The following is a 25143-nucleotide window of genomic DNA, read 5'->3' as shown; positions in this document are numbered from 1 at the left end:
AATCTGTGCCAACTTTTAAATCACCCTAAAAAGGCGCTATCATGCGCACCATAGTGCAAAAGGGCTGCACCAGGATGAATATTTTGCACCAATATAGTGCTTCAGATTAAAACCTGAGCACCATATTGGTGCAATTTACGTTATAGCTCCCTTTTTAGCTCCGTGAAAGCGATCACAATCCCTTACTTTCTATATTGTTTGTAAAGGTTCTTTGTGATCCTGTTCTGTCCTTCGATTAATACGTGTACAATAACGCGCTATTTCTAATGCCTGAGGCAAAGTTGTGATCGAAAATCTGCGTAATATCGCCATCATCGCGCACGTTGACCATGGTAAAACTACCCTGGTTGATAAGCTGCTGCAGCAATCTGGTACTTTCAGTAACGAACGTGCTGAAGCCACTGAACGCGTGATGGACTCCAATGACCTGGAGAAAGAGCGTGGGATTACCATCCTCGCTAAAAACACCGCTATCAAATGGAATGACTATCGTATCAACATCGTTGATACCCCAGGACACGCCGACTTCGGTGGTGAAGTTGAGCGCGTAATGTCAATGGTTGACTCCGTTCTGCTGGTGGTTGATGCAATGGATGGCCCAATGCCGCAGACGCGCTTCGTAACCAAAAAGGCGTTTGCCCATGGTTTGAAGCCGATCGTGGTTATCAACAAAGTTGACCGCCCTGGCGCGCGTCCTGACTGGGTTGTTGATCAGGTCTTCGACCTGTTCGTTAACCTTGATGCGACCGACGAGCAGCTCGACTTCCCAATTATTTATGCATCCGCACTGAACGGCATCGCGGGCATGGATCACAATGATATGGCAGCGGACATGACTCCACTGTATCAGGCCATTGTCGATCGCGTACCGGCACCGAACGTTGACCTCGACGGTCCACTGCAGATGCAAATTTCCCAGCTGGACTACAACAACTACGTTGGCGTTATCGGCATCGGCCGCATCAAACGCGGCAAAGTGAAGCCAAACCAGCAGATCACTATCATTGATAGCGAAGGGAAAACCCGTAACGGTAAAGTCGGTAAAGTTCTGACCCACCTGGGCCTGGAGCGTATCGAGTCTACCGAAGCCGAAGCGGGCGATATCATCGCCATCACCGGCCTGGGCGAGCTGAACATCTCCGACACCATTTGCGACCCGCAAAATGTTGAAGCGCTGCCAGCGCTGTCCGTAGATGAGCCAACCGTTTCCATGTTCTTCAACGTAAATACCTCTCCGTTCTGCGGTAAAGAAGGTAAGTTCGTGACCTCTCGTCAGATTCTGGATCGTCTGAACAAAGAGCTGGTACACAACGTTGCGCTGCGTGTTGAAGAAACCGAAGATGCGGATGCATTCCGCGTATCCGGCCGTGGTGAGCTGCACCTCTCCGTTCTTATCGAAAACATGCGTCGTGAAGGTTTCGAGCTGGCGGTATCCCGTCCGAAAGTTATCTTCCGCGAAATCGACGGCCGTAAACAAGAGCCGTTCGAAAACGTAACGCTGGATATCGAAGAGCAGCATCAGGGTTCCGTGATGCAGGCGCTCGGCGAGCGTAAAGGCGACCTGAAAAACATGAATCCGGACGGCAAAGGCCGTGTGCGTCTTGACTACGTGATTCCAAGCCGTGGTCTGATTGGCTTCCGTAACGAATTCATGACCATGACCTCCGGTACCGGTCTGCTGTACTCCACCTTCAGCCACTATGACGATATCCGTCAGGGCGAAGTGGGCCAGCGTCAGAACGGCGTGCTGATCTCCAACGGTCAGGGTAAAGCGGTTGCGTTTGCTCTGTTCGGCCTGCAGGATCGCGGCAAGCTGTTCCTGGGCCACGGGGCTGAAGTTTACGAAGGCCAGATCATCGGTATTCACAGTCGTTCTAACGACCTGACCGTTAACTGCCTGACCGGTAAGAAGCTGACCAACATGCGTGCTTCCGGTACTGACGAAGCGACCACTCTGGTTCCTGCGCAGAAAATGACCCTGGAGCAAGCTCTGGAGTTCATCGATGACGACGAACTGGTAGAAGTGACTCCGCTGTCCGTGCGTATTCGTAAGCGCCACCTGACTGAAAACGACCGCAAACGTGCGGGTCGTGGTAGCAAAGAAGCGTAAGTTTCTTTTCTGCAGTCCATTGAAGCCCTACCTGCAAAGGTGGGGCTTTTTTTATTTTACCTCTCAGAATGCTCAACGTTGCTTTCCTCTGATAGTCAAAGCCAGCCTTTCCCGCTACAGTTATTTCTCCATGTTCGGAAAGGAGGTGCGCATGCTGTATATCTTTGATTTAGGTAACGTCATCGTTGATATCGACTTTAATCGCGTACTGGGCGTCTGGAGTGATTACAGCCGGGTGCCGTTAGCCAACCTGCAGAAAAGTTTCGCGATGGGAGAAACCTTCCATCAGCACGAACGTGGGCAAATAACGGATGAAGTGTTTGCCGAACGCCTGTGCCATGAAATGGACGTTGCGCTGAGCTACGAGCAGTTTGCCGCGGGCTGGCAGGCCATTTTCGTTGGCCTGCGCAAAGAGACGATTGGCGTCATGCAAAAACTCCGCGAGCAGGGACATCGCGTCGTGGTCCTTTCCAATACCAACCGCCTGCACACCGGATTCTGGCCTGATGAATACCCGGAAGTGGCGCAATCGGCCGATAAAATCTATCTCTCCCAGGAAATGGGGATGCGCAAGCCGGACGCGGAAATCTACCTCAAAGTGCTGCAGGAAGAAGGATTCTCTGCGGATCAGGCCGTGTTCTTCGATGACAACGCCGACAATATTATCGGCGCGCGGGCATTAGGTATTAACAGTATTCAGGTGCTCGACAAGAAGACCATCCCAGACTGGTTTGCTAAGCAGGGATGAGCAAAAGCGTGCCACGTAAAACTGCGCATCGCCTCAGGCCGCTCTGGGCCTGGGGCAAACTGCTGTGGCAGCGTATCGATCAGGACAACATGACGACGCTGGCAGGCAACCTCGCCTATGTGTCTTTGCTGTCACTGGTGCCGCTGGTGGCGGTCGTATTTGCGCTGTTCGCCGCGTTTCCGATGTTTGCCGATATCAGCGTTCAGCTGCGCCATTTTGTCTTTGCCAATTTTATGCCGGCCACCGGGGACGTGATTCAGCGCTACATCGAACAGTTTGTCGCCAACTCCAATAAAATGACGGCGGTGGGGGCTGTCGGGCTGATTGTGACCTCGCTGCTGCTGATGTATGCGGTAGACAGCGCGCTAAATACCATCTGGCGCAGCAAACGCGTACGGCCAAAAGTGTATTCCTTTGCCATTTATTGGATGATCCTCACGCTCGGGCCACTTTTGGCCGGGGCAAGCCTGGCGATCAGCTCTTATCTCCTGTCTTTGCGCTGGGCTTCCGAACTGAACAGCATGCTGGATGAAGTGCTGCGCATTTTCCCTCTGCTGCTCTCCTGGCTTTCGTTTTGGCTGCTCTACAGCCTGGTGCCGACGACCAGCGTGCGGGCCAGGGACGCCATGATAGGCTCTCTGGTGGCCGCGTTGCTGTTTGAGCTGGGCAAGAAGGGGTTTGCCCTCTACATCACCATGTTCCCCTCTTACCAGCTGATTTACGGCGTGCTGGCGGTTATCCCCATATTATTTGTCTGGGTCTATTGGACCTGGTGTATTGTGTTGCTGGGGGCGGAAATCACCGCCTCGCTGGGCGACTACCGAAAATTACGACAAGCTGCAGAGCAGGAAGAACTGGAAGAACCATGATTGCATTAATTCAGCGCGTAACCCGTGCCAGCGTCACCGTGGAGGGTGAGGTGACGGGTGAAATTGGCCCCGGACTTTTGGTGTTGTTGGGTGTCGAAAAAGAAGATAACGAACAAAAAGCCAATCGCCTGTGCGAGCGCGTTCTGGGGTATCGAATCTTCAGCGACGAGCAGGGCAAGATGAACCTCAACGTTCAGCAGGCGGGCGGCAGCCTGCTGGTGGTTTCTCAGTTCACGCTGGCTGCGGACACTGAACGCGGCATGCGGCCGAGCTTCTCCGGTGGCGCGGCGCCACAGCAGGCTGAAGCTCTTTATGAGTACTTTGTCGGGCGCTGCAAGCAGCAGGGGATAGAAGCCCCCACCGGGCGATTTGCCGCCGATATGCAGGTTTCACTAATTAATGATGGGCCGGTGACGTTCTGGCTGCAGGTATAACCCTCGCCACCGGCCCGCGCAACGAGAGAGCAACGTATGTATCACCTTCGTGTGCCACAAACAGAAGAAGAACTTGACCGTTATTACCAGTTCCGCTGGGAAATGTTGCGCCAGCCGCTACACCAGCCTAAAGGCTCCGAGCGCGATGCATGGGATGCGATGGCGCATCATCAGATGGTGGTGGATGAAGAGGGTAATACCGTTGCCGTAGGCCGCCTTTATATTAATGCCGATAACGAAGCCGCGATTCGGTTTATGGCGGTACACCCTTCGGTTCAGGATAAAGGTTTAGGTACGCTGGTAGCGATGGCTCTGGAGTCCGTAGCGCGGCAGGAGGGCGTTAAGCGCGTAACCTGCAGTGCACGTGAAGATGCCGTGGCGTTTTTCTCCAAGCTGGGCTTTGTTAACCAGGGCGAAATCACAACCCCGCAAACCACGCCTGTACGCCACTTCCTGATGATTAAGCCGGTTGCCACGCTTGACGATATCCTTCACCGGGGCGACTGGTGTGGGCAGCTGCAGCAGGCCTGGTACGAACATATTCCGCTTAGCGAGAAAATGGGCGTGCGCATACAGCAGTATACCGGGCAAAAATTCATTACTACGATGCCGGAAATGGGCAACCAGAATCCGCACCATACGCTCTTCGCGGGGAGCCTGTTCTCGCTGGCCACGTTAACCGGCTGGGGACTTATCTGGCTGATGTTGCGTGAGCGGCATCTGGGCGGCACGATTATTCTGGCCGATGCCCATATCCGCTATAGCAAACCGATCACCGGGAAACCGGGGGCAACCGCCGATTTAGGATCTTTGAGCGGCGATCTGGACAGGCTTGCCCGTGGCCGTAAAGCTCGCGTTGCGCTTGAGGTTGAGCTTTACGGCAATGAAACGCCCGGCGCCGTATTTGAAGGTGTTTATCTCGTGCTGCCCGCTAAGCCGTTTGGCCCCCTGGAAGAGGGCGGTAACGAAGAGGAGTGATCCCTGGACGCAGGTTACGCGCCGGGAACTTCTCCATTATGCATAGTCTGTTGGATCTGTTGCCCGCTGGCGCCTGTGGCCTGCAGGCTGCCGTTTACTGTCGGTTTCAGAGCCGAATTGGCTGATACCTGCCCGGTAACCGAAAGCTGCAGGTTACCGTCGCCCTCGAGCGGAAGAGAAGGCCAGCCCCAGGCGTGCAGCACGTTCACCGGCACGCTCTGGCCCTTCAGGCTAACGCTGACGGCCCGTTGAGGCGTTTGGCTCACGGTTGCCGTTGCTTCCAGTAATCCTTTCCCGGCGAAGGCGCTCAGCTCCGTGATCGCCACCTGGCTCTGATTTGCCGTTAACGACAGCGACGGGCGGCGCACGTCAACCCGGTTAAAGGTGGCGGCGGCGGCATTAAACGAGGCATTGCCTGACCAAATTCCCCATTGATGATCCCGCGCCAGCTGAATATTCGTCGCTGTACCATCCAGGCCTGTCATTTGGAACGGCCATGCCGGGTCGATATCGATAATCAGATTGCGATTAGCCGAAAACTTTTTCACCGTGATGCTATTCAGCCAGTCCGGAAGCGTCTCCATCCACAGGGCCTTCCAGTTGGATGGCAGCGTATATTCGAGCCCGCCCACGACGACTTCATCCATCACCGCCTGATTACCCTCGCGCAACCATTGCCCGGAAGCGCGGACTAAACCGCCTTCCCAGCGGGAGCTGAACTGGCGGAGCGTGGCCGCAGCTGGAGCAAAATCGACGTTTACGATCGGATCCTGCAAATGCAGCGAGCCGTTGATGAACTCGCTGGCGTTCATCGACAGCTGGCCGTCATCGCTTTGCCAGCCTCCGTTAGCCAACGTCAGATTACGCAGGCTAAGGGCCAGGTCGCTCACCGCCCACTCTTTCCCTTCCAGCCGCGCATCGGTTATCTCAAGGCGATCGATGGTTAACGAGGGAATCGACGTCACCGGCGCTAGAAAATCGCTGAGCGATTTTGCCGTTTGCAGGCGAATATCGTTCAGGCGTAGGCTGCCAACCTCCCACGAGCCGTCGGCATTGCGGTGGGCGTTGCCGGTCAGCGAGCCACGTGCAACGTCCGCACCGAGAGTGGTCAGCGTGACTTGTTCATTATCCAGGTTTCCCTGCAGCAAGACGTTGCTGGCGTTGACGCCATTAAGCGTCAGTGAGCCCGCGCTGAAGGCTATAGTGGCTTTATTGCCCAGTACTTTCCCGGCCTGAGGCCTCCAGGGTGAAACGCCGCCCTCAACGCGCTGAGCGCTGAGGTTCCACTCGCTATCCGGGCTGTTAATGGCCATATCCTGCAGCTGCAGTTTATCTGCCTCAAGCGGGAGCGGAACGGCGTTCGAACTGAGATTCAGCGTTCCCTGCTGGAGCAAAATAGTGTCGACATAGAGTGGCTGAGAAAACTGTCGCGTACTCAGGCCAATATCCACGTTCTTTGCTACCAGCGTTGCGGGCTGGCCGCTGCGGCCAAAAGTAACGTTATGAAACATCAGGTGAGTGGGCGAAGACCAGTCGTGTTCCATCTCATTGAAAGAGAGATGGTAGTTGGTTTTTTCATTCACCCAGCTGCTGATTTGGCCAGCGCCCCAGCGGGTTTGCAGCAGGATGTAAAAGGCAATCAGCGCCAGTATGACAAGGCCCAACAGGATAAGAACCAGCTTTCCGAGGAATTTCATTGCCTTCCGCTCCATTGAGTTTCGCTAAGGGTGTTATGCCCCATTTACCGCTATAGCTCAAGGAAGGGATTGTCAAAGGAGGTTTCGCGCCGGCAAAAACAGCCGCCGGCGCGTGAGGGAGTTACGCTTTTTCCGGAGGGAAAACCAGGTTCAAAATAATGGCTGTGATCCCGCCAGCGGCAATGCCTGAGGAAAGCAGGGTTTTCAGCCAGTCTGGTGCAAACTGCAAAATCAGCGGCTGCTGGGAGACGCCCAGACCCACGGCGAGCGACAGGGCGATAATCATAATCGCGCGGCGGTTTAGCGGTTCGCGGGAAACAATACGTACGCCGGAGGCCGCAATGGTGCCGAACATCACAATCGTTGCGCCGCCGAGAACCGGCTCAGGAATGTGCTGCACGAAGCCACTGACCGCCGGGAATAAGCCAAGCACGATCAGCATCAGCGCGACAACAAAACCGACATAGCGGCTGGCAACGCCGGTCAGCTGAATGACGCCATTGTTCTGACCAAAGCAGGAGTTAGGGAAGGTATTGAACACGGCAGAAACGCAGGAGTTGAGGCCGTTTGCCAGCACGCCACCCTTCAGACGCTTCATGTAAAGTGGGCCAGAAACCGGCTGCTCTGATACGTCAGAGGTGGCGGTGATATCGCCGATGGTTTCCAGCGAGGTCACCATAAAGACCAGCATCAGCGGGATAAGCAGGCTCCAGTCGATGCCAAGGCCGTAATACAGCGGCATTGGTACCATTATAAGGTCGGTGTTAGCTGGCTGAGTTGTGGCAGGCAGCATGTCCAGCGCCCAGGCCAGCAGATAGCCCACGGCCATTGCAATAACCAGCGAGGCTACGCGCAGGTAAGGGTTACGCTGGCGGTTTAGCAGGATAATAACCAGCAGAACCGCGCCCGCCAGCAGCAGGTTTTTCGGCGCGCCAAAGGTATGGTCAGCCATTGCGCCGTAGCCGCCGCCGATAGAAGTTAGCCCAACCTGAATCAGCGACAGGCCGATAATCATCACCACCACGCCGGAAACCAGCGGCGTAATAATGCGGCGGGCCAGGTGCAGGACGCGAGAAATCAGCATTTCCGTGCAGCTGGCAAGCATCAGGGTACCGAACAGCGCGGCCATCATCGTCGGCACGTCCGCGCCGCCGTTTTTTAGCGCCATACCGCCCATAATCAGCGGTGAAACAAAGTTAAAGCTGGTGCCCTGAATCGACAACAGGCCTGAACCTACCGGCCCCCAGGCTTTGATTTGAATAATCGAAGCCACGCCAGAGGCAAACAAAGACATGCTGATAATGTGCTGAGTGTCTGATGCCGGTAACCCCAACGCCTGGCAAATTAACAATGCCGGGGTAATCACCGCCACAAACATAGCCAGCAGGTGCTGACAGGCGGCGAAAAGCGTTTGTGGAAGCGGCGGGCGATCTTCAAGGCGATAGATTAGTTCGCTCGGTTGAGTCTGCGCAACCGGTTGCGCATTTTCTGACTCTACGGCATTGACGGACATCAGGCGTTATCTCGTGGCTGGAAAAGCGCTGATTTTAACGGACTGAACGGTAAAAGCAAACGATTGCCAGCATGTGAGGGTAAGAGTGAAATGTCATAAATCAGTCATTATTTATAACTGATACGCGTTTTTTGGTTAAAATGTGCCGGCTGATTTCATGAATGACGGAAAAACAGCAAAGGATAATTAAGCGCGCGACTAATGGATGCGCAATAAAGGAGCACTGCAATGTTTCATCTTGATACCCTTTCTACTCTGGTGGCCGCTACGTTAGTCCTGCTTCTGGGGCGTAAAATGGTCCACTCCGTCCCTTTTCTCAAGAAGTACACCATTCCTGAACCCGTCGCTGGTGGGCTGCTGGTCGCCGTTGCGCTGCTGGTCCTGAAAAAAAGCATGGGTTGGGAAATTGAGTTTGATATGAGCCTCAAAGATCCTTTGATGCTCGCTTTCTTTGCCACTATCGGCCTGAACGCCAATATCGCCAGCTTGCGCAAGGGCGGGAAGGTGGTGGGGATTTTCCTGCTTATCGTCGTTGGGCTGCTGGTGATGCAGAACGCTATTGGCATCGGTATGGCCAGCATGCTGGGGCTCGATCCGCTGATGGGGCTGCTGGCAGGCTCGATAACCTTATCCGGCGGGCACGGTACCGGTGCGGCCTGGGGCAAGCTCTTTACCGAGCGCTATGGCTTCCAGAATGCGACGGAGGTTGCCATGGCCTGTGCGACCTTTGGCCTGGTGCTGGGGGGGTTAATTGGCGGCCCGGTTGCTCGCTATCTGGTGAGGCATTCTTCTACGCCGAATGGCGCCCCGGATGATAATGAAATTCCCGGCGCGTTTGAAAAGCCTGACGTAGGGCGTGTCATTACGTCCCTGGTGCTGATTGAAACTATTGCCCTGATTGCCATTTGCCTGACGGCCGGACGCGTCGTTGCCGGATTGCTGCAGGGGACGCTGTTTGAGCTGCCGACGTTTGTCTGCGTGCTGTTTGTCGGCGTCATTCTCAGTAATTTACTGGCGGCGGTGGGGTTTTACCGCGTCTACGAGCGTGCGGTTTCGGTGTTGGGCAACGTTTGCCTGTCGCTGTTCCTGGCGATGGCGTTAATGAGCCTTAAACTTTGGGAGCTGGCTTCTCTGGCGCTGCCTATGCTGGCTATTCTGGCCGTTCAAACGCTGTTTATGGCGCTATATGCCATCTTTGTGACCTGGCGTTTTATGGGCAAAAACTACGATGCGGCGGTGCTGGCCGCCGGTCACTGTGGTTTTGGCATGGGCGCCACGCCGACGGCTATTGCTAACATGCAGGCAATTACCGAGCGGTTTGGCCCGTCGCATATGGCGTTTCTGGTGGTGCCGATGGTGGGAGCGTTCTTTATCGACATCGTGAATGCGGTGGTGATCAAGCTGTTCCTGATGCTGCCGCTGTTTGCTTAAGCGTTGGAGTAGCGTTCGGTTTCCGGCATCCAGCGTTCAATCAGCGCCTTAGCCTGTTCGGGATAGCGTTCGTGAATATGGCGCGCCAGGCGCTGAACCTGCGGGATCATCCCCTGGTCCCGCAGCAGGTCGGCCACTTTGAATTCTGCGTTACCCGTCTGGCGAGTTCCAAGCAGCTCGCCAGGCCCTCGAATCTCCAGGTCTTTTTGCGCAATCACAAAGCCATCGTTGCTGTCTCTCAGCACCTGCAGGCGAAGCTGCGCCGTTTTGGATAGCGGGGATTTATACAGCAACACGCAATGAGAGGCCACCGCGCCACGGCCTACGCGGCCGCGCAGCTGGTGGAGTTGCGCAAGCCCTAAACGTTCGGGGTTTTCAATAATCATCAGGCTGGCGTTGGGCACATCCACGCCGACTTCAATCACCGTGGTGGCGACCAGAAGATGCAGTTCACCTAGCTTAAAGGCCTGCATCACCGCCTGTTTTTCCTGCGGCTTCATACGCCCGTGCACCAGGCCAATATTAAGCTCCGGCAGCGCGGTTTTGAGCTCTTCCCAGGTGACTTCTGCCGCCTGGGCTTCCAGCAGTTCAGACTCTTCAATCAGCGTGCAAACCCAGTAAGCCTGGCGTTTCTCGTCGCGGCAGGCGCTGCGTACGCGCTCGATTATCTCGCCCCGTCGGGTATCGGCTATCGCAACGGTGGTGACCGGCGTTCGTCCCGGCGGCAGCTCGTCAATAACGGAAGTATCAAGGTCGGCATAGGCGGTCATCGCCAGCGTGCGCGGAATAGGGGTCGCGGTCATGATCAACTGATGAGGGTGAAAGCCCTGAATCTGGCCTTTTTCCCACAGCGCCAGGCGCTGATGAACGCCAAAACGGTGCTGTTCATCAATGATAACCAGCGCCAGTCCGGCAAACTGTACCTGTTCCTGGAAAATAGCGTGAGTGCCGACCACCATTGAAACCTGACCGCTGGCGATGGCTTCCTGTTGCGCAATTCTGGCCTTCCCTTTCTGCTTTCCGGCAAGCCAGCCCACTTCGATGCCTAATGGTTCAAACCACAGACGGAAGTTATTGGCGTGCTGTTCTGCCAGCAGCTCGGTAGGTGCCATCAGGCCAACCTGCTTCCCATGAGCAATAGCTCTCAGCGCGGCAAGTGCGGCAACCAGCGTTTTACCGGAACCCACATCGCCCTGTACCAGGCGCATCATGGGGACGTCCAGCGCCATATCGCGTTCTATTTCTGCCACGACTCGCGCCTGTGCCCCGGTAGGTTTAAAGGGCAGGGCAGCAAGCAGTTGGTTTTTTAGCTCGTCGTGATTGCCCAGCGGCAGCGCATGGTAACGCTGTGCCCCGGCGCGTAGTGCCAGCATGCTCAGGTTATGGGCAAGCAGTTCTTCGAGGATCAGCCGCTGCTGCGCAGGATGCTTACCGGTTTCGAGATCGGCCAGTTTCATGTCCGGCGGCGGGCGGTGCAGGGTGCGTAACGCTTCCGGCAGGCTCATCATGCCCTGGCTCAGCTCGGCGGGCAGAAGCTCGGTAATTGCGCAGGTATCCAGCAGCTCAAGCGCCTGATCGGTCAACTTACGCAGTGTGGCCTGGCGGATGCCTTCAGTTGTCGGGTAAACCGGCGTGAGCGTTTCCTGCAGATCCGGCGTGCTGAGATCCCCCTGAATGCGGTATTCAGGATGGAACATCTCGGCACCGTATTTACCGCGTTTGGCTTCACCGTAAGCGAGCACGCGCTTTCCGGTGGAAAGGCTGTTCTTCATCGCCGCGTTGAAATTAAAGAAGCGCAGGGTAAGAATGCCGGTGCCGTCGCTAATCTGGCAGGTCATCATTCGGCGGCCGCCGAAGGAGATATTGCAGTTCAGCACTTCACCTTCCACCGTGGCGTAAAGGCCGGGTTGGAGATCGTTAATGGGGTAGAGATGGGTGCGGTCTTCGTAGCGAAGCGGCAGGTGCAGCAGTAAATCCTGAATCGTGTGCAGGCCAATTTTGGCCAGCTTGCCGCTCTGGCTGGCACCCACTCCGGCAAGCGTGCTTAGCGGTATGGCATCCAGCAGGCGGCCTTTCATGGCTTACTTCGCTGACTGCATCGTTGCCCACCATGCGGCATCAGCTTCTATCTCACCCTGCTGATTCACATGTGGGTACGGTAAGCCTTTACGGCGGGAGACGTTCGCCAGCACAGGGTAACCGCCTTCAAACAGCAATCTCTGCTGCTCTGATTCCGGTAACGTACTGTTTTCGCGGCGATACATGCCTGCATTTTGACGCTGGCGCTGAGCTTCATACAGAATCAGCGCGGAGGCAACGGAGACGTTCAGCGACTGCACCATGCCAATCATCGGGATGATGATGTCCTGGTCAGCAAGCGCTAGCGCCTCTTCGGTAATGCCGGTTTTTTCCTGCCCCATCAGAATGCAGGTTGGGCGGGTATAGTCTATCTCACGGAAATCGACGGCTTTATCGGAAAGATGAGTGGCCAGAATCTGCATTCCGCTGCTTTTTAGCTGAGTAACGGCCTCGCCGATAGTCTTGTGCGTTTTGACTTCAACCCAGGAGTTGCTTCCTGCAGCGGCAGACGCCATGGTGCGCATACGGTTTCCGGGCCAAACGGCGTGCACTTCATGCACGCCTACGGCATCGGCGGTACGGATGATGGCGGAGACGTTATGGGGCTTATGCACCTGCTCCATACACACGGTCAGGTCCGGCTGGCGTCTGGCGAGCATCTCGCAAATACGCGCATAACGTTGAGGATTCATAACACTAATTTCTGTTGCGGGTAACTTTAATCACATCCGGCATCACGCGAATTTTGCGCATGATGTTAGCCAGATGGACGCGATCCCGGGCTGTCAGACGAATAAAGGCGCTGTACACTCGGCCGTCTTTCTCTTCGGTATTCAGGCTTTGAATATTAGAGCCAGCGGTATTGATTGCCGCGGTGAGATTCGCCAAAGCGCCCTGGTGGTTAAACATGTCCACCTTGATCTCGGTGATGAACTCCTGCTCGGTCTCTTTATCCCACTCCACGGCCATAAACTTCTCAGGCTCTTTCTGGTAGCCACGAATATTTCGACAGGATTCATGGTGGATAACCAGCCCTTTGCCCGGGCTGACGTGAGCGACGATAGGATCGCCTGGAATTGGGCGGCAACACTTAGCGAAGGTGATCAATACGCCGTCGGCGCCTTTGATCGGTAAATTGCTGTGGCCTGTCGATGCCGTAGTACCGGGTTGAGCGGTAATCGACGATTCACCCTGCAGGTTTTTCGCCACCACCACGCTCATCGCGTTACCGAGGCCAATTTCAGCCAGTAGATCGTCAAGAGACGCAAGCTTCATGCGGTCCAGCTCACGCTGGAGATTTTCCGCCGGAATTTCTGCCAGTTTACGGCTACCGCCCAGCGCATGGTTGAGCAGACGGCGACCCAGGCTTACGGAGTCATCACGCTTAAGGTTTTTCAGCATCTGGCGAATTTTGGCGCGAGCTTTCGAGCTGACGACAAAATTGAGCCATGCGGCGTTTGGCCGCGCGCCAGGCGCAGTGATGATTTCGATAGTTTGCCCGCTGGTCAAAGACTGTGAAAGCGGGTACGGCTGGCGGTCGACGCGAGCGCCGACGCAAGCGTGGCCGATATCGGTATGCACGGCGTAGGCAAAGTCCACCGGCGTCGCGCCAGCGGGCAGCTCTACAATGCGGCCTTCCGGGGTGAAAACGTAAATCTCATCCGGGAACAGATCGGATTTTACGCTCTCGATAAATTCAAACGAACTACCGGCGCTTTGCTGCAGCTCCAGCAGGCTCTGCATCCAGCGCTGAGCGCGAATTTGTGCGGTAGTGCTGCTTTCGCCCTGTTCTTTATAAGCCCAGTGCGCAGCGACCCCCATTTCCGCCATCTGATCCATGTCTTCGGTACGGATTTGCACTTCAACCGGGACGCCGTGCGGCCCAATCATTGAGGTGTGCAGAGACTGATAGCCGTTCGCTTTCGGAATGGCGATGTAGTCTTTAACCCGGCCCGGACGAGGCTTGTAGAGGCTGTGCATTTGCCCGAGGACTCGATAGCAGGTGTCCATATCGTGGACAATGACGCGAAACGCGTAGATATCCATGATCGAATGGAAACGCTGTTCTTTGAGCGTCATCTTGCAGTAAATGGAGTAAAGGTGCTTCTCGCGACCGCTTACGCGGCAGGGGATGCCTGCTTCCTGTAAACGCCCGTCGATTTCCGAGAGGATCTTTTGAATCATCTCTTTGCGGTTACCGCGCGCCGCTTTTACCACTTCTTTTATGACGCGGTAGCGGTTTGGGTAAAGCGCTTCAAAGCCGAGCTCTTCCAGTTCGGTTTTCAGGTGATGAATACCGAGGCGGTGAGCGAGTGGGCTGTAGATTTCGAGGGTTTCACGGGCAATGCGTCGACGCTTATCCGGGCGCAGTGACCCGAGCGTACGCATGTTGTGGGTACGGTCAGCAAGCTTGATCAAAATGACGCGGATATCCTGCACCATCGCCATGATCATTTTGCGGAAGTTTTCGGCCTGAGCCTCTTTCTTATCGCGGAACTTCAGTTTGTCTAGCTTAGAAACCCCTTCCACCAGTTCGGCAACGCTTTTGCCAAACAGCTGTTCCATATCCTGGTAGGTGGCCGGGGTGTCTTCAATCACGTCATGCAGAAGCGCTGCCATGAGCGTTTCATGGTCGAGTTTCATCTCGGCCAGGATACAGGCAACGGCGACTGGATGGGTGATGTAGGGTTCACCGCTTGAACGAGTTTGTCCCTCGTGAGCATCACGTGCGACAAGGTATGCCTGCCGGAGGCGCTTAATTTGCTCCTCTGGCAGATAACTTTGAATCAGCTGATTCAGGCTTTCAAACAGATACAAGGGCTACCCGCAGGCTAATTAACGACGACCTTCAGCAATAGCAGTTACGGCCTGCAGTTCTGCGGCTTCCTGCTCTTGCTGTTCCTGGCGCTCACGCACATCGAGAATCTGGTTGGTGATCAACCCTTCTTCGATTTCACGCAGTGCGATAACGGTCGTTTTATCGTTTTCTTCCGGTACCAGCGGATCTTTACCGCCAACCTGCATCTGACGAGCGCGACGCGCGGCCACAAGTACCAGGTCAAAACGGTTACCAATTTTCTCTACAGCGTCCTGAACGGTTACGCGTGCCATAATTAAAATGCTCCACAGGTGAAGAAATGACTGGGCATGATACTGAAACTGGTGTCAGTCTGCCAATAGTTTGCTGATTAAAGCGTCATGTCGCATCTTTTGGCGACCCATTCGTAGACGCTCGGCACGAATGATTATCTTTAAATCAGACAGGGCGGTATCGAAGTCGTCATTAACGATAAGGTAATCATACTCCGCATAGTGACTCATTTCCGCAACGGCTTGCGCCATGCGTTTTGCAATCACTTCTTCGCTGTCCTGGCCGCGGCCACGCAGGCGGCGGTCAAGCTCGTCTTTTGACGGCGGCAGAATAAAGATACTGCGGGCCTGAGGCATTTTCTGACGAATCTGCTCTGCGCCCTGCCAGTCGATATCCAAAAATACATCCACGCCGGTTGCCAGGACGTTTTCAATCGCGCGACGCGACGTACCGTAGTAGTTACCAAACACTTCCGCATGCTCAAGAAAAGCGTCTTCAGCGATCATCTGCTGAAATTCGTCTTTGCTGACAAAGAAGTAATGTTCCCCGTGATTTTCACCAGGGCGCACACCACGAGTGGTATGAGAGATGGAAACCTGGGTGTCATACAGCGGTTGTGTCTTTAACAAAGCCTGGATGAGGCTGGATTTACCCGCGCCACTTGGAGCGGAAACAATATAAAGCGTGCCTTGAGCCATGAGTTCTAACTTAATCGGTATGCATAAAGGGAAGAGCGTCTACCGGCATATTATACACACCGCCGCCGTGGTACGTAGATTTTGTCATCGGCTGGCGCTTTTTTTCTCGTGTTTTACGCGATGTTTTCCACTTCTTTGCTGCTTTCTATGTAACAAAACAGGTTTTTAGGGCGCCATCTCGCGTGAGGAATAATTCTCGCTCGTGAAAAATGCAGTGCCCGGTTATACCTCCGCTGAGAAAGACAATGGGGGCAACATGAAAGGGATAGCATTAGTACTGAGCGTTATTTTACTTAACGTCACGGCCACTGTGTCGGCCTCGTGCCCGGCATGGTCAGCGCTAAGAACACAGACAGAAATTGAAAGTCTGGCGAAGCGGCTCGCCATTCTGGATGACTCTTACTTTCAGCAGGGAAAAAGCCTGGTGAGTGATGCGGTTTACGACAACTTGCAGGCGACACTCTCCGTATGGCGGCGTTGTGTTAAGCCGGGAATAGATGGAGAACCCGTCAGGATGGGCTCCGCAGGGCGCTTCCCTCATCCTGTTGCACATACCGGACTCAAAAAGTTGCCGGATAAACGAGCTGTTGCGCTATGGGGGAAAGGGCGTCAGGGGTTATGGGTGCAGCCCAAAATTGACGGCGTGGCGATAACGCTGGTCTATCAACAGGGCCGGTTGGTGAAAATGCTCAGCCGCGGCGATGGCCTAAAGGGAGAGGACTGGACGCATAAAGCTGCCGGTATTGCTGCAATTCCTCCTCAGGTTTCTGGGCCACTTGCGAACAGCGTATTGCAGGGAGAACTTTTCCTGAAACGAGACGGCCATATTCAAAGCCAGATGGGGGGCATAAATGCGCGTTCTAAAGTTGCCGGGGAGATGTTGCGTACGGGACCCGTTAGCGAGCCGAACCTTCTGGGCGTATTTATATGGGCCTGGCCGGAGGGTCCTGAAGGTATGGTCGAAAAGGGAAAGATATTGCGTGATGAGGGATTTTCACTCACCGCTGCCTGGTCCATGCCGGTAGCCAATATTGACGAGGTGACCCGTCTGCGTGATAGCTGGTTTAACCAACCACTTCCTTTTGTCACGGATGGGGTTGTGATTCGCCAGCAACGTGAACCCCAGTCTACTTTCTGGCAACCAGGCCAGGGAGAATGGGCCGTAGCGTGGAAATATCCTCCTGCAGAAAAAATCGCCGAAGTCCGTAACGTTGATTTTGCCGTTGGGCGTACCGGCAAGGTATCCGTCGTGCTTGAGCTGGAGGAGGTGCAGCTCGACGATAAACGTGTTCGGCGGGTGAACATTGGCTCGCTAAAACGCTGGAAAGAATGGGATGTCGTGGCCGGTGATAAAGTGAAAATCAGCCTGGCGGGTCAAGGAATACCTCGTGTGGACGAGGTTGTCTGGCGCGTCAGCCAGCGAGAAACATCAATACCGGAAATGGCTTCATTTACTCCAGTCAGCTGCCTTTATTCATCCGCAGAGTGTGCAGAACAATTTATTGCCCGTCTGACATGGATGAGCCAAAAGCCCGTGCTTGATTTAGCGGGAGTAAGCCAGAGTACCTGGCGGCATTTGCACATGCGCACGCGGCTTCAGCATATTTTTTCATGGCTGACGCTGAGCAGAGAAGAGGTGTCAGCTTTGCCCGGATTCTCTTCGAAAAAAACCGAGCTGCTATGGCATCAATTTTCTTTATCCCGAAAGCAGTCGTTTATTCGTTGGGTGATGGCTTTAGGAATGCCGCTGCCGCGAAGTGCGCATGAAGCCATCAAAGATAAGCGCTGGTATCAACTGGGAGACTGGACGCTATCACGTTGGCAAACTTTGCCCGGCGTGGGGCTTAAGCGGGCAAAGCAGTTAATGGATTTTATGAAACATCCACAGGTTGTTGCCCTGGCCACCTTCCTGGGCCAGTACAACATTCAGGGGTTTAGCCGTCAGTGATCGGCGTGCTTGTAATGAAAGACAGGCAGGCCAAGGCGCAGGCGAAGCGCAAGCAACCGAGCGGTGAATCCGAATAATAAGGTCGCAATCACCACGACGTCATGGCTGCTAACGTAGTGCTGAAGTGCGATATAAAGCACGGCCGAAGCAAAGGCGACACCGGCATACAGTTCTTTTTGGAACACCAGTGGAATGCGTTTGCAGAACATATCTCGCAGCACTCCGCCGAAGACTCCCGTGATCACGGCGGCAATGGTCGCAATGATAGGGCCTTCACCCATATCAAGGGCAACCTGAGCACCGATGATAGAGAAAACAACCAGACCCAGCGCATCAAGTACCAAAAAGAGTTTACGCAGGTGTGGCATCACCGGGGCCATGATAGTGGTGAGTACCGCCGCGATGGCAACAATCACAACGTACTCGGGGTGTTTCACCCAGCCGAGGGGATAGTGGCCAAGCAGAATATCGCGAACTGAACCTCCGCCCAGTGCCGTAGCGGTTGCGATGATAATGACGCCAAACGTATCCATGCGGCGGCGGCCGGCGGCAAGCGCCCCGGTCATGGCTTCCGCCGTGATACCAATCAGATAAAGGATGTGTAGCAGCATGTCTGTCCCCTCAGAAAACAGGTGGAGGGTAACGTTTTGTGTGCTGTATCACGATTGAGATTTTCTAAGTTGAATGAAAAATGATTAGTTTTATTTATCCAAAAATGAAGGTTTGTTCCTTCTGTGTTGAAGTTTGTTTGATTATTTTTTTGATAAATGGATTAGTAAAATTATTTAAGGAGGGTCGATGAAAATACTGGCGATGTTAAAAGCGCTAGCGAACGGCATCCATCCAGAGACAGGAGAGATTTTGACCGCCGAATCGACAGCAAATAAGCCGGAAGCAATACGAATACTGTTTGCCCTGATAGAGGAGCTGTCGGCTACGCCGGAAAAACAGAAAAAAACAAAGCTGACGCCGGAGGAAAAAAAGCAGCGTAACCTTGCAGAGGGGCGCCCGGCAAAGTCTTACTTCCCCTGGACTGAAGAAGAGAAAGTAATCCTGGCGGAACGTTTTGGGCAAAGTGAGGCTATTGAAGCCTTAGGCGGTGAGTTTGGACGTTCTGCGCGTGCGGTGGCTATTCAGCTAGAAAAGATGGGGCTCATTACGGCGGAGCAGCGTTTAGCGTATACGTAAAAAGAAAAAGCCTGCTGAACGCAGGCTTATACGGCATCACTCGATATTCTGAATCTGCTCGCGCATCTGTTCGATCAGGACTTTCAGCTCGATAGCCGAACTTGTGACATCTGCATTGATTGACTTAGAAGCCAGCGTGTTCGACTCGCGGTTAAACTCCTGCATCATAAAGTCGAGGCGGCGGCCAACGGCTTCTTTCTTTTTCAGGATGTTATAGGTCTCTTTGACGTGTGCTTCGAGGCGGTCCAGTTCTTCAGCGACGTCAATGCGCTGTGCCATCAGCACCAGCTCTTGCTCAAGGCGGTTGTTCTCAAGCTGAACTTCGGCTTCTTCCAGCTTGTTAACCAGGCGCTCGCGCTGCCATTTCACGACTTCTGGCATTTGGGCGCGAACCTTAACCACTTCGCCGCTGACGCCTTCAAGGCGCTGTTCAATCAACGCTTTCAGCGCCTGACCTTCGGTCTCACGGGCAATAACAAAGTCGTCCAGCGCGCCGTCAAGAGCGGAAAGTATTTCGGCGGTGATTGCGTCAAGATCCTGCTCCTGAGCGGCCATTACGCCCGGCCAGCGAAGAATATCTACCGGGTTAATTTCACCTTCATCGCTTTGCATTTTGACCCAGTTAGCGGCCTCAACCAGCTGCTTAGCCAGTTTTTCGTTAAGGATCAGTGACCCCTGCGCACGAGCATCGGGCTCGAACCGCAGGTTGCATTCGACTTTACCGCGCGTAAGGCGGTTGCGGATGCGCTCGCGGGCAACGGGCTCAAGACTGCGGAACTGCTCCGGCATGCGGATATACGTTTCGAGATAGCGCTGGTTTACCGAGCGTAATTCCCAGGAGGCAGAGCCCCATTCACCTTTTACTTCACGCCGGGCGTAGGCGGTCATACTGCGGATCATAGTACGTACCCGTTTTCAGCTAATGTATGGGGGGATTATAGCCATCAGGGGTCTTGCAGGATAGGAATAAGCGCCTGAAGTCCGTATAATGCGCAGCCACATTCGTTTTAGCCGGAGATAAGCCCATGCGTCCATCAGGTCGTAGCGCCGAACAAGTGCGCCCAGTTACCCTGACCCGTCATTACACTAAACACGCTGAAGGTTCCGTGCTTGTCGAGTTCGGTGATACCAAAGTACTGTGCACCGCGACGCTTGAAGAAGGTGTGCCTCGCTTCCTGAAAGGTCAGGGCCAGGGATGGATCACCGCTGAATACGGTATGTTGCCGCGTGCAACCCACAGCCGTAATGCCCGTGAAGCGGCAAAAGGCAAACAGGGTGGCCGTACTCTTGAGATTCAACGTCTTATCGCTCGTTCACTGCGTGCAGCTGTGGATTTAAAAGCGCTGGGTGAATTTACCATTACGCTTGACTGTGACGTTCTGCAGGCCGACGGCGGCACCCGCACTGCTTCTATCACCGGTGCCTGCGTGGCTCTGGCCGATGCACTTAATGGCCTGGTTGCCTCCGGCAAGCTGAAAACTAACCCAATGAAAGGCATGGTTGCGGCGGTTTCCGTTGGCATCGTCAACGGCGAAGCACTCTGCGATCTGGAGTATGTCGAGGACTCAGCGGCCGAAACCGACATGAACGTTGTCATGATGGAAGACGGACGCATGATTGAGGTGCAGGGCACCGCAGAAGGCGAGCCGTTCTCCCATGAAGAGCTACTGGCGCTACTGGCGCTGGCTCGAGGGGGCATTGATTCCATCATCACGTCGCAGAAGGCGGCGTTAGAAAATTAATTTTTTAAAAGCGACTGAGAAGTCGCTTTTTTTATGTCCGTGTAACTTTTATGTCCGTGTAACAATGCTAAGGAGCGAATCCATGAAACCGTATCAGCGCCAGTTTATTGAGTTTGCGCTTAACAAACAGGTACTCAAGTTTGGCGAATTCACGCTGAAATCCGGGCGTACGAGCCCCTATTTCTTCAACGCCGGGCTGTTTAATACCGGGCGCGATCTGGCGTTATTAGGGCGTTTCTATGCAGCCGCACTGATGGATTCCGGTATCGACTTCGATCTGCTCTTCGGCCCGGCCTATAAAGGCATTCCTATTGCTACCACGACGGCGGTTGCGCTGGCGGAGCATCACGAGCGCGATGTGCCTTACTGCTTTAACCGTAAAGAAGCGAAAGACCACGGTGAAGGCGGTAACCTGGTCGGCAGCCCGCTTCAGGGGCGCGTTATGCTGGTGGACGATGTGATCACGGCTGGGACCGCTATTCGTGAGTCGATGGAGATTATTGCCGCGAATGGCGCGAGCCTGGCCGGCGTTCTCATTTCTCTCGACCGACAGGAACGCGGCCGCGCCGATATCTCTGCCATCCAGGAAGTTGAGCGTGATTATCAGTGTAAAGTCATCTCTATCATCACTCTTAAAGATCTGATTACCTATCTGGAAGAGAAGCCTGAGATGGCGGACAAGCTGGCTGCGGTGCGCAAATACCGTGAAGAGTTTGGGGTTTAAGCTTTTTTTGAGAATCAGTAAAAAGGGCCTTAAGGCCCTTTTTTATTAGTAAAGCTGAGCGGCAATCAGCGGCCAACGGGTATCAAAATCATCCGTGGGCAGATAGCGGAAATCACTTCGTACAAAACGCGACAGCATCCCTTCGCAGAAGGCCAGAAGCTGGCTAGCCAGCAGAGCTTCATCGGTGGTAAACCCTTCGCCTTCACGCATCTTTTTTTCACGCATGACCTGGCGCAGCTGAACCTCAATGCGTTCAAAAAGCTGATTAATGCGATCCTGCAGGCGATCCTGTTCAAACATAAGCGCGTGACCGGTGAGAATACGCGTCAGGCCCGGATTCCGTTCACCAAAACCTAAGACCAGCAGCACGATTAACCGCAGGCGGGCTAAGGTGTCTTTTTCATCTTTCAGAATCAGGTTAATGCGGGTAATCAGGCTGTCTTCGATAAACTCAATCAGGCTATCGAACATTTTCATTTTGCTGGGAAAATGTCGATAAAGAGCGGCTTCGGACACGCCAACGGTTGCCGCCAGTTTAGCGGTGGTAATCCGTTGGCTGCCGTCGCTGGATTCAAGCATTTGGGCCAGAGACTGAAGTATTTCCTCGCGACGATTCCTTTTCGCGGTCTGTTTTTCTGCCATGTTCTAAAATACCCCTGAAAAATACCTTGTCAGGTAAACACCGAACCGCGCCCGCAAACGCCTGGTTTGCGGTCTGTTTTAACGTTATCAGCGCGGTAGGGTTACGTTTATAAAACGGTATTACTGGCGGCCAGAATGGCCAAAGCCACCTTCGCCGCGATCGCTGGCGTCAAAATCTTCAACCAGGTTAAATTCGGCCTGGACGACAGGTACAAAGACCATCTGTGCAATGCGCTCACCTGGCTGAATGGTGAAGCTATTTTGGCCGCGGTTCCAGACAGAAACCATCAGTTGACCCTGATAATCGGAGTCAATCAGCCCCACCAGGTTGCCCAGCACTACGCCGTGTTTGTGGCCCAGGCCGGAGCGAGGCAGGATTACTGCGGCCAGAGAGGCATCAGCAATATGGATAGCCAGGCCGGTAGGCAACAGCGTTGTTGCACCAGGGGCAAGTTCTACGGCGTCATCCAGGCAAGCACGCAGGTCAAGACCGGCAGAGCCGGAGGTGGCATAGGTTGGCAATGGGAACTGCTGACCAACACGCGGGTCCAGAATTTTAACGTCGATTTTTTTCATCATAGCGGGTAACGATCTCGTCCAATAAAAGGTGGCCAAGGAGTGCTTTACGCTCAAGCGGTAAGACTTTGTCTCCCTCCTGCCAGAAAAGGTGCAATGCGTTGCTGTCGCTATTAAACCCTTGATTATTCTGAGATACGTCATTGGCGCAGATCAGATCCAGGTTTTTAGCAGTACGCTTTTTCCGGGCGTATTCTTCCACATTATTTGTTTCGGCGGCAAACCCTACAACATAAGGGCGGCCTTCGGAAAGCGCCGCGACCCCGGCAACCACATCCGGGTTTTTAACCATTTTCAGAGTAATTTCATCGCCTTGCTTTTTAATCTTCTCGTCGGCAACAACCGCAGCGCGGTAGTCGGCAACGGCGGCGCAACCAATGAAAATATGCTGCCCTGATACTCTTTGCTGGACCGTATCATTCATTTCCAGCGCCGTTGTGACATCAATTCGGTTTACCCATGCCGGGGTTGGCAGATTGACCGGCCCGGAAATCAGGGTGACGTTAGCGCCGCGAGCCGCCGCAGCTGCGGCGATAGCAAAGCCCATTTTACCTGAGCTGTCGTTGGTGATGTATCTGACGGGGTCCAGACGTTCGCGCGTTGGGCCGGCGGTAATCATGACGTTCAGATGTTGCAGATCTTTGACGACGGAAAAATGTTCCACCGCCATATCAACCAGCGTCAGCGGGTCCAGCATACGTCCTGGCCCGATATCGCCACATGCCTGGCTGCCGCTATCCGGCCCCCAAATCAGCAGGCCACGAGCGGTTAGAACGTCCAGATTATGTTGGGTTGCAGCCGCACGGTACATTTGCTGGTTCATTGCCGGAACGACGGCAACCGGAGCTGGCGTTGCCAGGCAGATTGTACTGACCAGGTCGTTTGCCATTCCCGCTGCTACACGCGCAATCAGGTCTGCCGTTGCAGGCGCCAGTATGACTAAATCTGCCCATTTGCCTAGTTCAATGTGGCCCATTGCGGCTTCGGCAGCGGGGTCAAGCAGACTGTCGGACACCGGATAGCCTGACACGGCCTGTAAGCTTAGTGGCGTGATAAAGGCCTTCGCCGCCTCGGTCATTACCACTCGTACATCCGCTCCGCGATCGCGCAGACGACGAACCAGCTCAGGTGTTTTATAGGCAGCAATGCCGCCGCTGACACCAAGAACAATTTTCTTGCCGGAAAGTCCCATCATGATTTTTATCCGTTGGAAGATACAGTCGAATGGCTATTTTATCACAATCGCTGTCATGCGCCTTTTTGCAGTTTGCGAGGCATCACGCAAGACCAAAACCCGCCCATCGCCCGAGAAGAAAAAAGGCCGCACTATAGGCTGTGTAAGAGAGGGAGGGTCGTCATGAAAAAGGATATTGATCTTGATAAAGCGCATTTACCCCGTGAAAAACTGCTTCAATTTGGCGTCAGTTCACTCACGGATACTGAGCTTCTGGCGCTATTCTTGCGCACCGGCCACCACGGCATGCATGTCCTGGCCTTTGCCAGCATGCTTTTACGCGAATTTGGTTCCCTGCACCGCTTGTTGTCGGCTGACTACTCTCATTTCAAGAAAGTGAAAGGTATCGGCGAAGCAAAATACACTCAGCTGCACGCCATTGCGGAGCTGGCCAGGCGCTACTATTCGTCTCAGGGTGTGAACGAACTCTCCATGCTTACGCCTGACCGGGTACGGGAGTACCTTCAGAGTCAGCTGATGACCGAGCAGCGTGAGATATTTATGGTTCTGTTTCTGAATAACCAGCACCAGGTCATCAAGTGTGAGCGTTTGTTCGCCGGTACGATAAGTCACGTTGAAGTTCATCCGAGAGAAATTGTCCGCGAAGCGATGAAATGCAACGCGGCAGCCATTATACTGGCGCACAACCACCCGTCAGGTAAGGCTGAACCCAGTAAAGCAGACCGGGCTATTACGGAACGTATCGTGAAAGTTTGCCTGTTTATGGAAATTCGAGTGCTTGATCATCTGGTTATTGGTCACGGAGAGTACGTTTCTTTCGCTGAACGAGGGTGGATTTAGTTCATCAGGCGCGATCCATAGGGATCTTTGTCTGTTCGGGACTTGAGCACATGCCTCACACAGCGTATACTACGCCACCTTTGAGAATCTCGGGTTTGGCATTATGCGCCTGGCACTGTGGTTCACATTGAACCGCCAGGGACCAGGCTTGCAGCCTGACGAGGCGCCTAACCCTATACGAAGCTCGAGCTAATTTGATTTTTGGAGAATAGACATGTCCCGAGTCTGCCAAGTTACTGGCAAGCGTCCGGCGACCGGTAATAACCGTTCCCACGCACTGAACGCGACTAAACGCCGTTTCCTGCCGAACCTGCACTCTCACCGTTTCTGGGTTGAGAGCGAGAAGCGTTTTGTCACCCTGCGTGTATCTGCTAAAGGTATGCGTGTAATCGATAAGAAAGGCATCGATACAGTTCTGTCCGAACTGCGTGCCCGTGGCGAAAAGTACTAAGTACTTAGAGGAAATAAATCATGGCTAAAGGTATTCGTGAGAAAATCAAGCTGGTTTCTTCTGCTGGTACTGGTCACTTCTATACCACCACGAAGAACAAACGTACTAAGCCGGAAAAACTGGAGCTGAAAAAGTTCGATCCAGTTGTCCGTCAGCACGTTTTATACAAAGAAGCCAAAATTAAATAAT

At 54.1% G+C, this 25143-nt stretch carries 25 protein-coding genes; 13 read left to right on the top strand and 12 right to left on the bottom strand.

The features are described from left to right. The first annotated feature begins 283 nt into the window (after positions 1-283). The 5 genes from typA (at position 284) to fabY (ending at position 5139) form a co-directional block, all read left to right on the top strand. The gene (typA, locus tag JT31_RS12060; RefSeq protein WP_008457395.1) at positions 284-2110 is read left to right on the top strand and encodes a ribosome-dependent GTPase TypA; all 1827 of its coding nucleotides are present in this window, start codon (positions 284-286) and stop codon (positions 2108-2110) included. 151 nt (positions 2111-2261) lie between these two features. Then, positions 2262-2858, top strand: coding sequence for a glucose-1-phosphatase (gene yihX / locus JT31_RS12055; protein ID WP_038477226.1), 597 nt, complete (start codon positions 2262-2264; stop codon positions 2856-2858). After that, positions 2855-3727, top strand: a complete 873-nt coding sequence (locus JT31_RS12050; RefSeq protein WP_038477223.1) for a virulence factor BrkB family protein — start codon at positions 2855-2857, stop codon at positions 3725-3727. The genes yihX and JT31_RS12050 overlap by 4 nt, the downstream gene beginning before the upstream one ends. Next, on the top strand, positions 3724-4161 hold the full coding sequence (gene dtd / locus JT31_RS12045; protein ID WP_038477220.1) for a D-aminoacyl-tRNA deacylase: 438 nt from the start codon (positions 3724-3726) through the stop codon (positions 4159-4161). Before JT31_RS12050 ends, dtd begins: the two co-directional genes overlap by 4 nt. Before the next feature lie 36 nt (positions 4162-4197). Next, positions 4198-5139 carry a fatty acid biosynthesis protein FabY gene (gene fabY / locus JT31_RS12040; protein ID WP_038477218.1) on the top strand — a complete coding sequence of 314 codons (942 nt, stop codon included), beginning with the start codon at positions 4198-4200 and terminating at the stop codon, positions 5137-5139. A 14-nt stretch (positions 5140-5153) separates the two neighbouring features. On the opposite strand, the gene JT31_RS12035 is transcribed toward fabY, so the two are convergent. Both JT31_RS12035 and JT31_RS12030 read right to left on the bottom strand, forming a co-directional pair. Further along, positions 5154-6836, bottom strand: coding sequence for an AsmA family protein (locus JT31_RS12035; protein WP_038477215.1), 1683 nt, complete (start codon positions 6834-6836; stop codon positions 5154-5156). 121 nt (positions 6837-6957) lie between these two features. Further along, a complete protein-coding gene (locus tag JT31_RS12030; RefSeq protein WP_038477212.1) occupies positions 6958-8349 on the bottom strand; it encodes a nucleobase:cation symporter-2 family protein in 1392 nt (463 codons plus the stop codon). Between the two features lie 228 nt (positions 8350-8577). On the opposite strand from JT31_RS12030, the gene gltS reads away from it, so the two are divergent. Continuing rightward, positions 8578-9780, top strand: a complete 1203-nt coding sequence (gene gltS, locus JT31_RS12025; RefSeq protein ID WP_038477209.1) for a sodium/glutamate symporter — start codon at positions 8578-8580, stop codon at positions 9778-9780. On the opposite strand, the gene recG is transcribed toward gltS, so the two are convergent. From recG to gmk, 5 genes are read right to left on the bottom strand one after another with little or no spacing between them, the layout of a single operon-like run. Further along, the gene (gene recG / locus JT31_RS12020; RefSeq protein ID WP_038477206.1) at positions 9777-11858 is read right to left on the bottom strand and encodes an ATP-dependent DNA helicase RecG; all 2082 of its coding nucleotides are present in this window, start codon (positions 11856-11858) and stop codon (positions 9777-9779) included. The two genes, gltS and recG, sit on opposite strands and share 4 nt — an antisense overlap. Before the next feature lie 3 nt (positions 11859-11861). Beyond that, the gene (trmH, locus tag JT31_RS12015) at positions 11862-12551 is read right to left on the bottom strand and encodes a tRNA (guanosine(18)-2'-O)-methyltransferase TrmH (protein ID WP_038477203.1); all 690 of its coding nucleotides are present in this window, start codon (positions 12549-12551) and stop codon (positions 11862-11864) included. 4 nt (positions 12552-12555) lie between these two features. Beyond that, on the bottom strand, positions 12556-14676 hold the full coding sequence (gene spoT / locus JT31_RS12010; protein WP_038477200.1) for a bifunctional GTP diphosphokinase/guanosine-3',5'-bis pyrophosphate 3'-pyrophosphohydrolase: 2121 nt from the start codon (positions 14674-14676) through the stop codon (positions 12556-12558). Positions 14677-14694: 18 nt separating this feature from the next. After that, positions 14695-14970 carry a DNA-directed RNA polymerase subunit omega gene (gene rpoZ / locus JT31_RS12005; protein WP_008457417.1) on the bottom strand — a complete coding sequence of 92 codons (276 nt, stop codon included), beginning with the start codon at positions 14968-14970 and terminating at the stop codon, positions 14695-14697. 54 nt (positions 14971-15024) lie between these two features. Continuing rightward, positions 15025-15648, bottom strand: coding sequence for a guanylate kinase (gene gmk, locus JT31_RS12000; RefSeq protein WP_038477197.1), 624 nt, complete (start codon positions 15646-15648; stop codon positions 15025-15027). Between the two features lie 256 nt (positions 15649-15904). Between gmk and ligB the strand changes: the two genes are divergently transcribed. Beyond that, complete coding sequence (gene ligB / locus JT31_RS11995; RefSeq protein WP_038483054.1) at positions 15905-17596, top strand: NAD-dependent DNA ligase LigB; 1692 nt, start codon at positions 15905-15907, stop codon at positions 17594-17596. Here the strand turns inward: ligB and JT31_RS11990 are convergent. After that, positions 17590-18207 carry a trimeric intracellular cation channel family protein gene (locus JT31_RS11990; protein WP_038477194.1) on the bottom strand — a complete coding sequence of 206 codons (618 nt, stop codon included), beginning with the start codon at positions 18205-18207 and terminating at the stop codon, positions 17590-17592. The two genes, ligB and JT31_RS11990, sit on opposite strands and share 7 nt — an antisense overlap. A gap of 187 nt (positions 18208-18394) precedes the next feature. Here JT31_RS11990 and JT31_RS11985 point away from each other — a divergent pair, with 187 nt between their 5' ends. Then, positions 18395-18784, top strand: a complete 390-nt coding sequence (locus tag JT31_RS11985; protein WP_038477191.1) for a hypothetical protein — start codon at positions 18395-18397, stop codon at positions 18782-18784. A 36-nt stretch (positions 18785-18820) separates the two neighbouring features. Here JT31_RS11985 and JT31_RS11980 read toward each other — a convergent pair whose 3' ends face one another. After that, a complete protein-coding gene (locus JT31_RS11980) occupies positions 18821-19684 on the bottom strand; it encodes a YicC/YloC family endoribonuclease (protein ID WP_038477188.1) in 864 nt (287 codons plus the stop codon). Positions 19685-19809: 125 nt separating this feature from the next. Between JT31_RS11980 and rph the strand changes: the two genes are divergently transcribed. Both rph and pyrE read left to right on the top strand, forming a co-directional pair. Continuing rightward, positions 19810-20526 carry a ribonuclease PH gene (rph, locus tag JT31_RS11975; RefSeq protein ID WP_038477184.1) on the top strand — a complete coding sequence of 239 codons (717 nt, stop codon included), beginning with the start codon at positions 19810-19812 and terminating at the stop codon, positions 20524-20526. Between the two features lie 82 nt (positions 20527-20608). Then, positions 20609-21250 (top strand): orotate phosphoribosyltransferase, encoded by a 642-nt coding sequence (gene pyrE / locus JT31_RS11970; protein WP_038477181.1) that lies wholly within the window; start codon positions 20609-20611, stop codon positions 21248-21250. 45 nt (positions 21251-21295) lie between these two features. Here the strand turns inward: pyrE and slmA are convergent, their stop codons facing one another. The 3 genes from slmA to coaBC all read right to left on the bottom strand — a co-directional run bounded on the left by slmA (position 21296) and on the right by coaBC (position 23660). Continuing rightward, a complete protein-coding gene (gene slmA, locus JT31_RS11965) occupies positions 21296-21892 on the bottom strand; it encodes a nucleoid occlusion factor SlmA (protein ID WP_016538879.1) in 597 nt (198 codons plus the stop codon). Positions 21893-22012: 120 nt separating this feature from the next. After that, positions 22013-22471 carry a dUTP diphosphatase gene (gene dut / locus JT31_RS11960; protein ID WP_016538880.1) on the bottom strand — a complete coding sequence of 153 codons (459 nt, stop codon included), beginning with the start codon at positions 22469-22471 and terminating at the stop codon, positions 22013-22015. Beyond that, positions 22449-23660 (bottom strand): bifunctional phosphopantothenoylcysteine decarboxylase/phosphopantothenate--cysteine ligase CoaBC, encoded by a 1212-nt coding sequence (gene coaBC, locus JT31_RS11955; RefSeq protein WP_144244099.1) that lies wholly within the window; start codon positions 23658-23660, stop codon positions 22449-22451. The genes dut and coaBC overlap by 23 nt, the downstream gene beginning before the upstream one ends. 165 nt (positions 23661-23825) lie before the next feature. Between coaBC and radC the strand changes: the two genes are divergently transcribed. The 3 genes from radC to rpmG all read left to right on the top strand — a co-directional run bounded on the left by radC (position 23826) and on the right by rpmG (position 25142). Next, a complete protein-coding gene (gene radC / locus JT31_RS11950) occupies positions 23826-24503 on the top strand; it encodes a RadC family protein (RefSeq protein ID WP_144244042.1) in 678 nt (225 codons plus the stop codon). Between the two features lie 214 nt (positions 24504-24717). After that, entirely contained in the window at positions 24718-24954 is a 237-nt protein-coding gene (gene rpmB, locus JT31_RS11945; protein WP_008457442.1) for a 50S ribosomal protein L28, read from the top strand. Between the two features lie 20 nt (positions 24955-24974). After that, positions 24975-25142 carry a 50S ribosomal protein L33 gene (rpmG, locus tag JT31_RS11940; RefSeq protein WP_003024094.1) on the top strand — a complete coding sequence of 56 codons (168 nt, stop codon included), beginning with the start codon at positions 24975-24977 and terminating at the stop codon, positions 25140-25142. Position 25143: the final 1 nt, after the last annotated feature.

The sequence above is a fragment of the Cedecea neteri genome (assembly GCF_000757825.1).
Lineage (GTDB): Bacteria > Pseudomonadota > Gammaproteobacteria > Enterobacterales > Enterobacteriaceae > Cedecea > Cedecea selenatireducens.
Note: the sequence above shows the minus strand (reverse complement) of the source record. Positions and strands in the feature narration are given on the sequence as shown.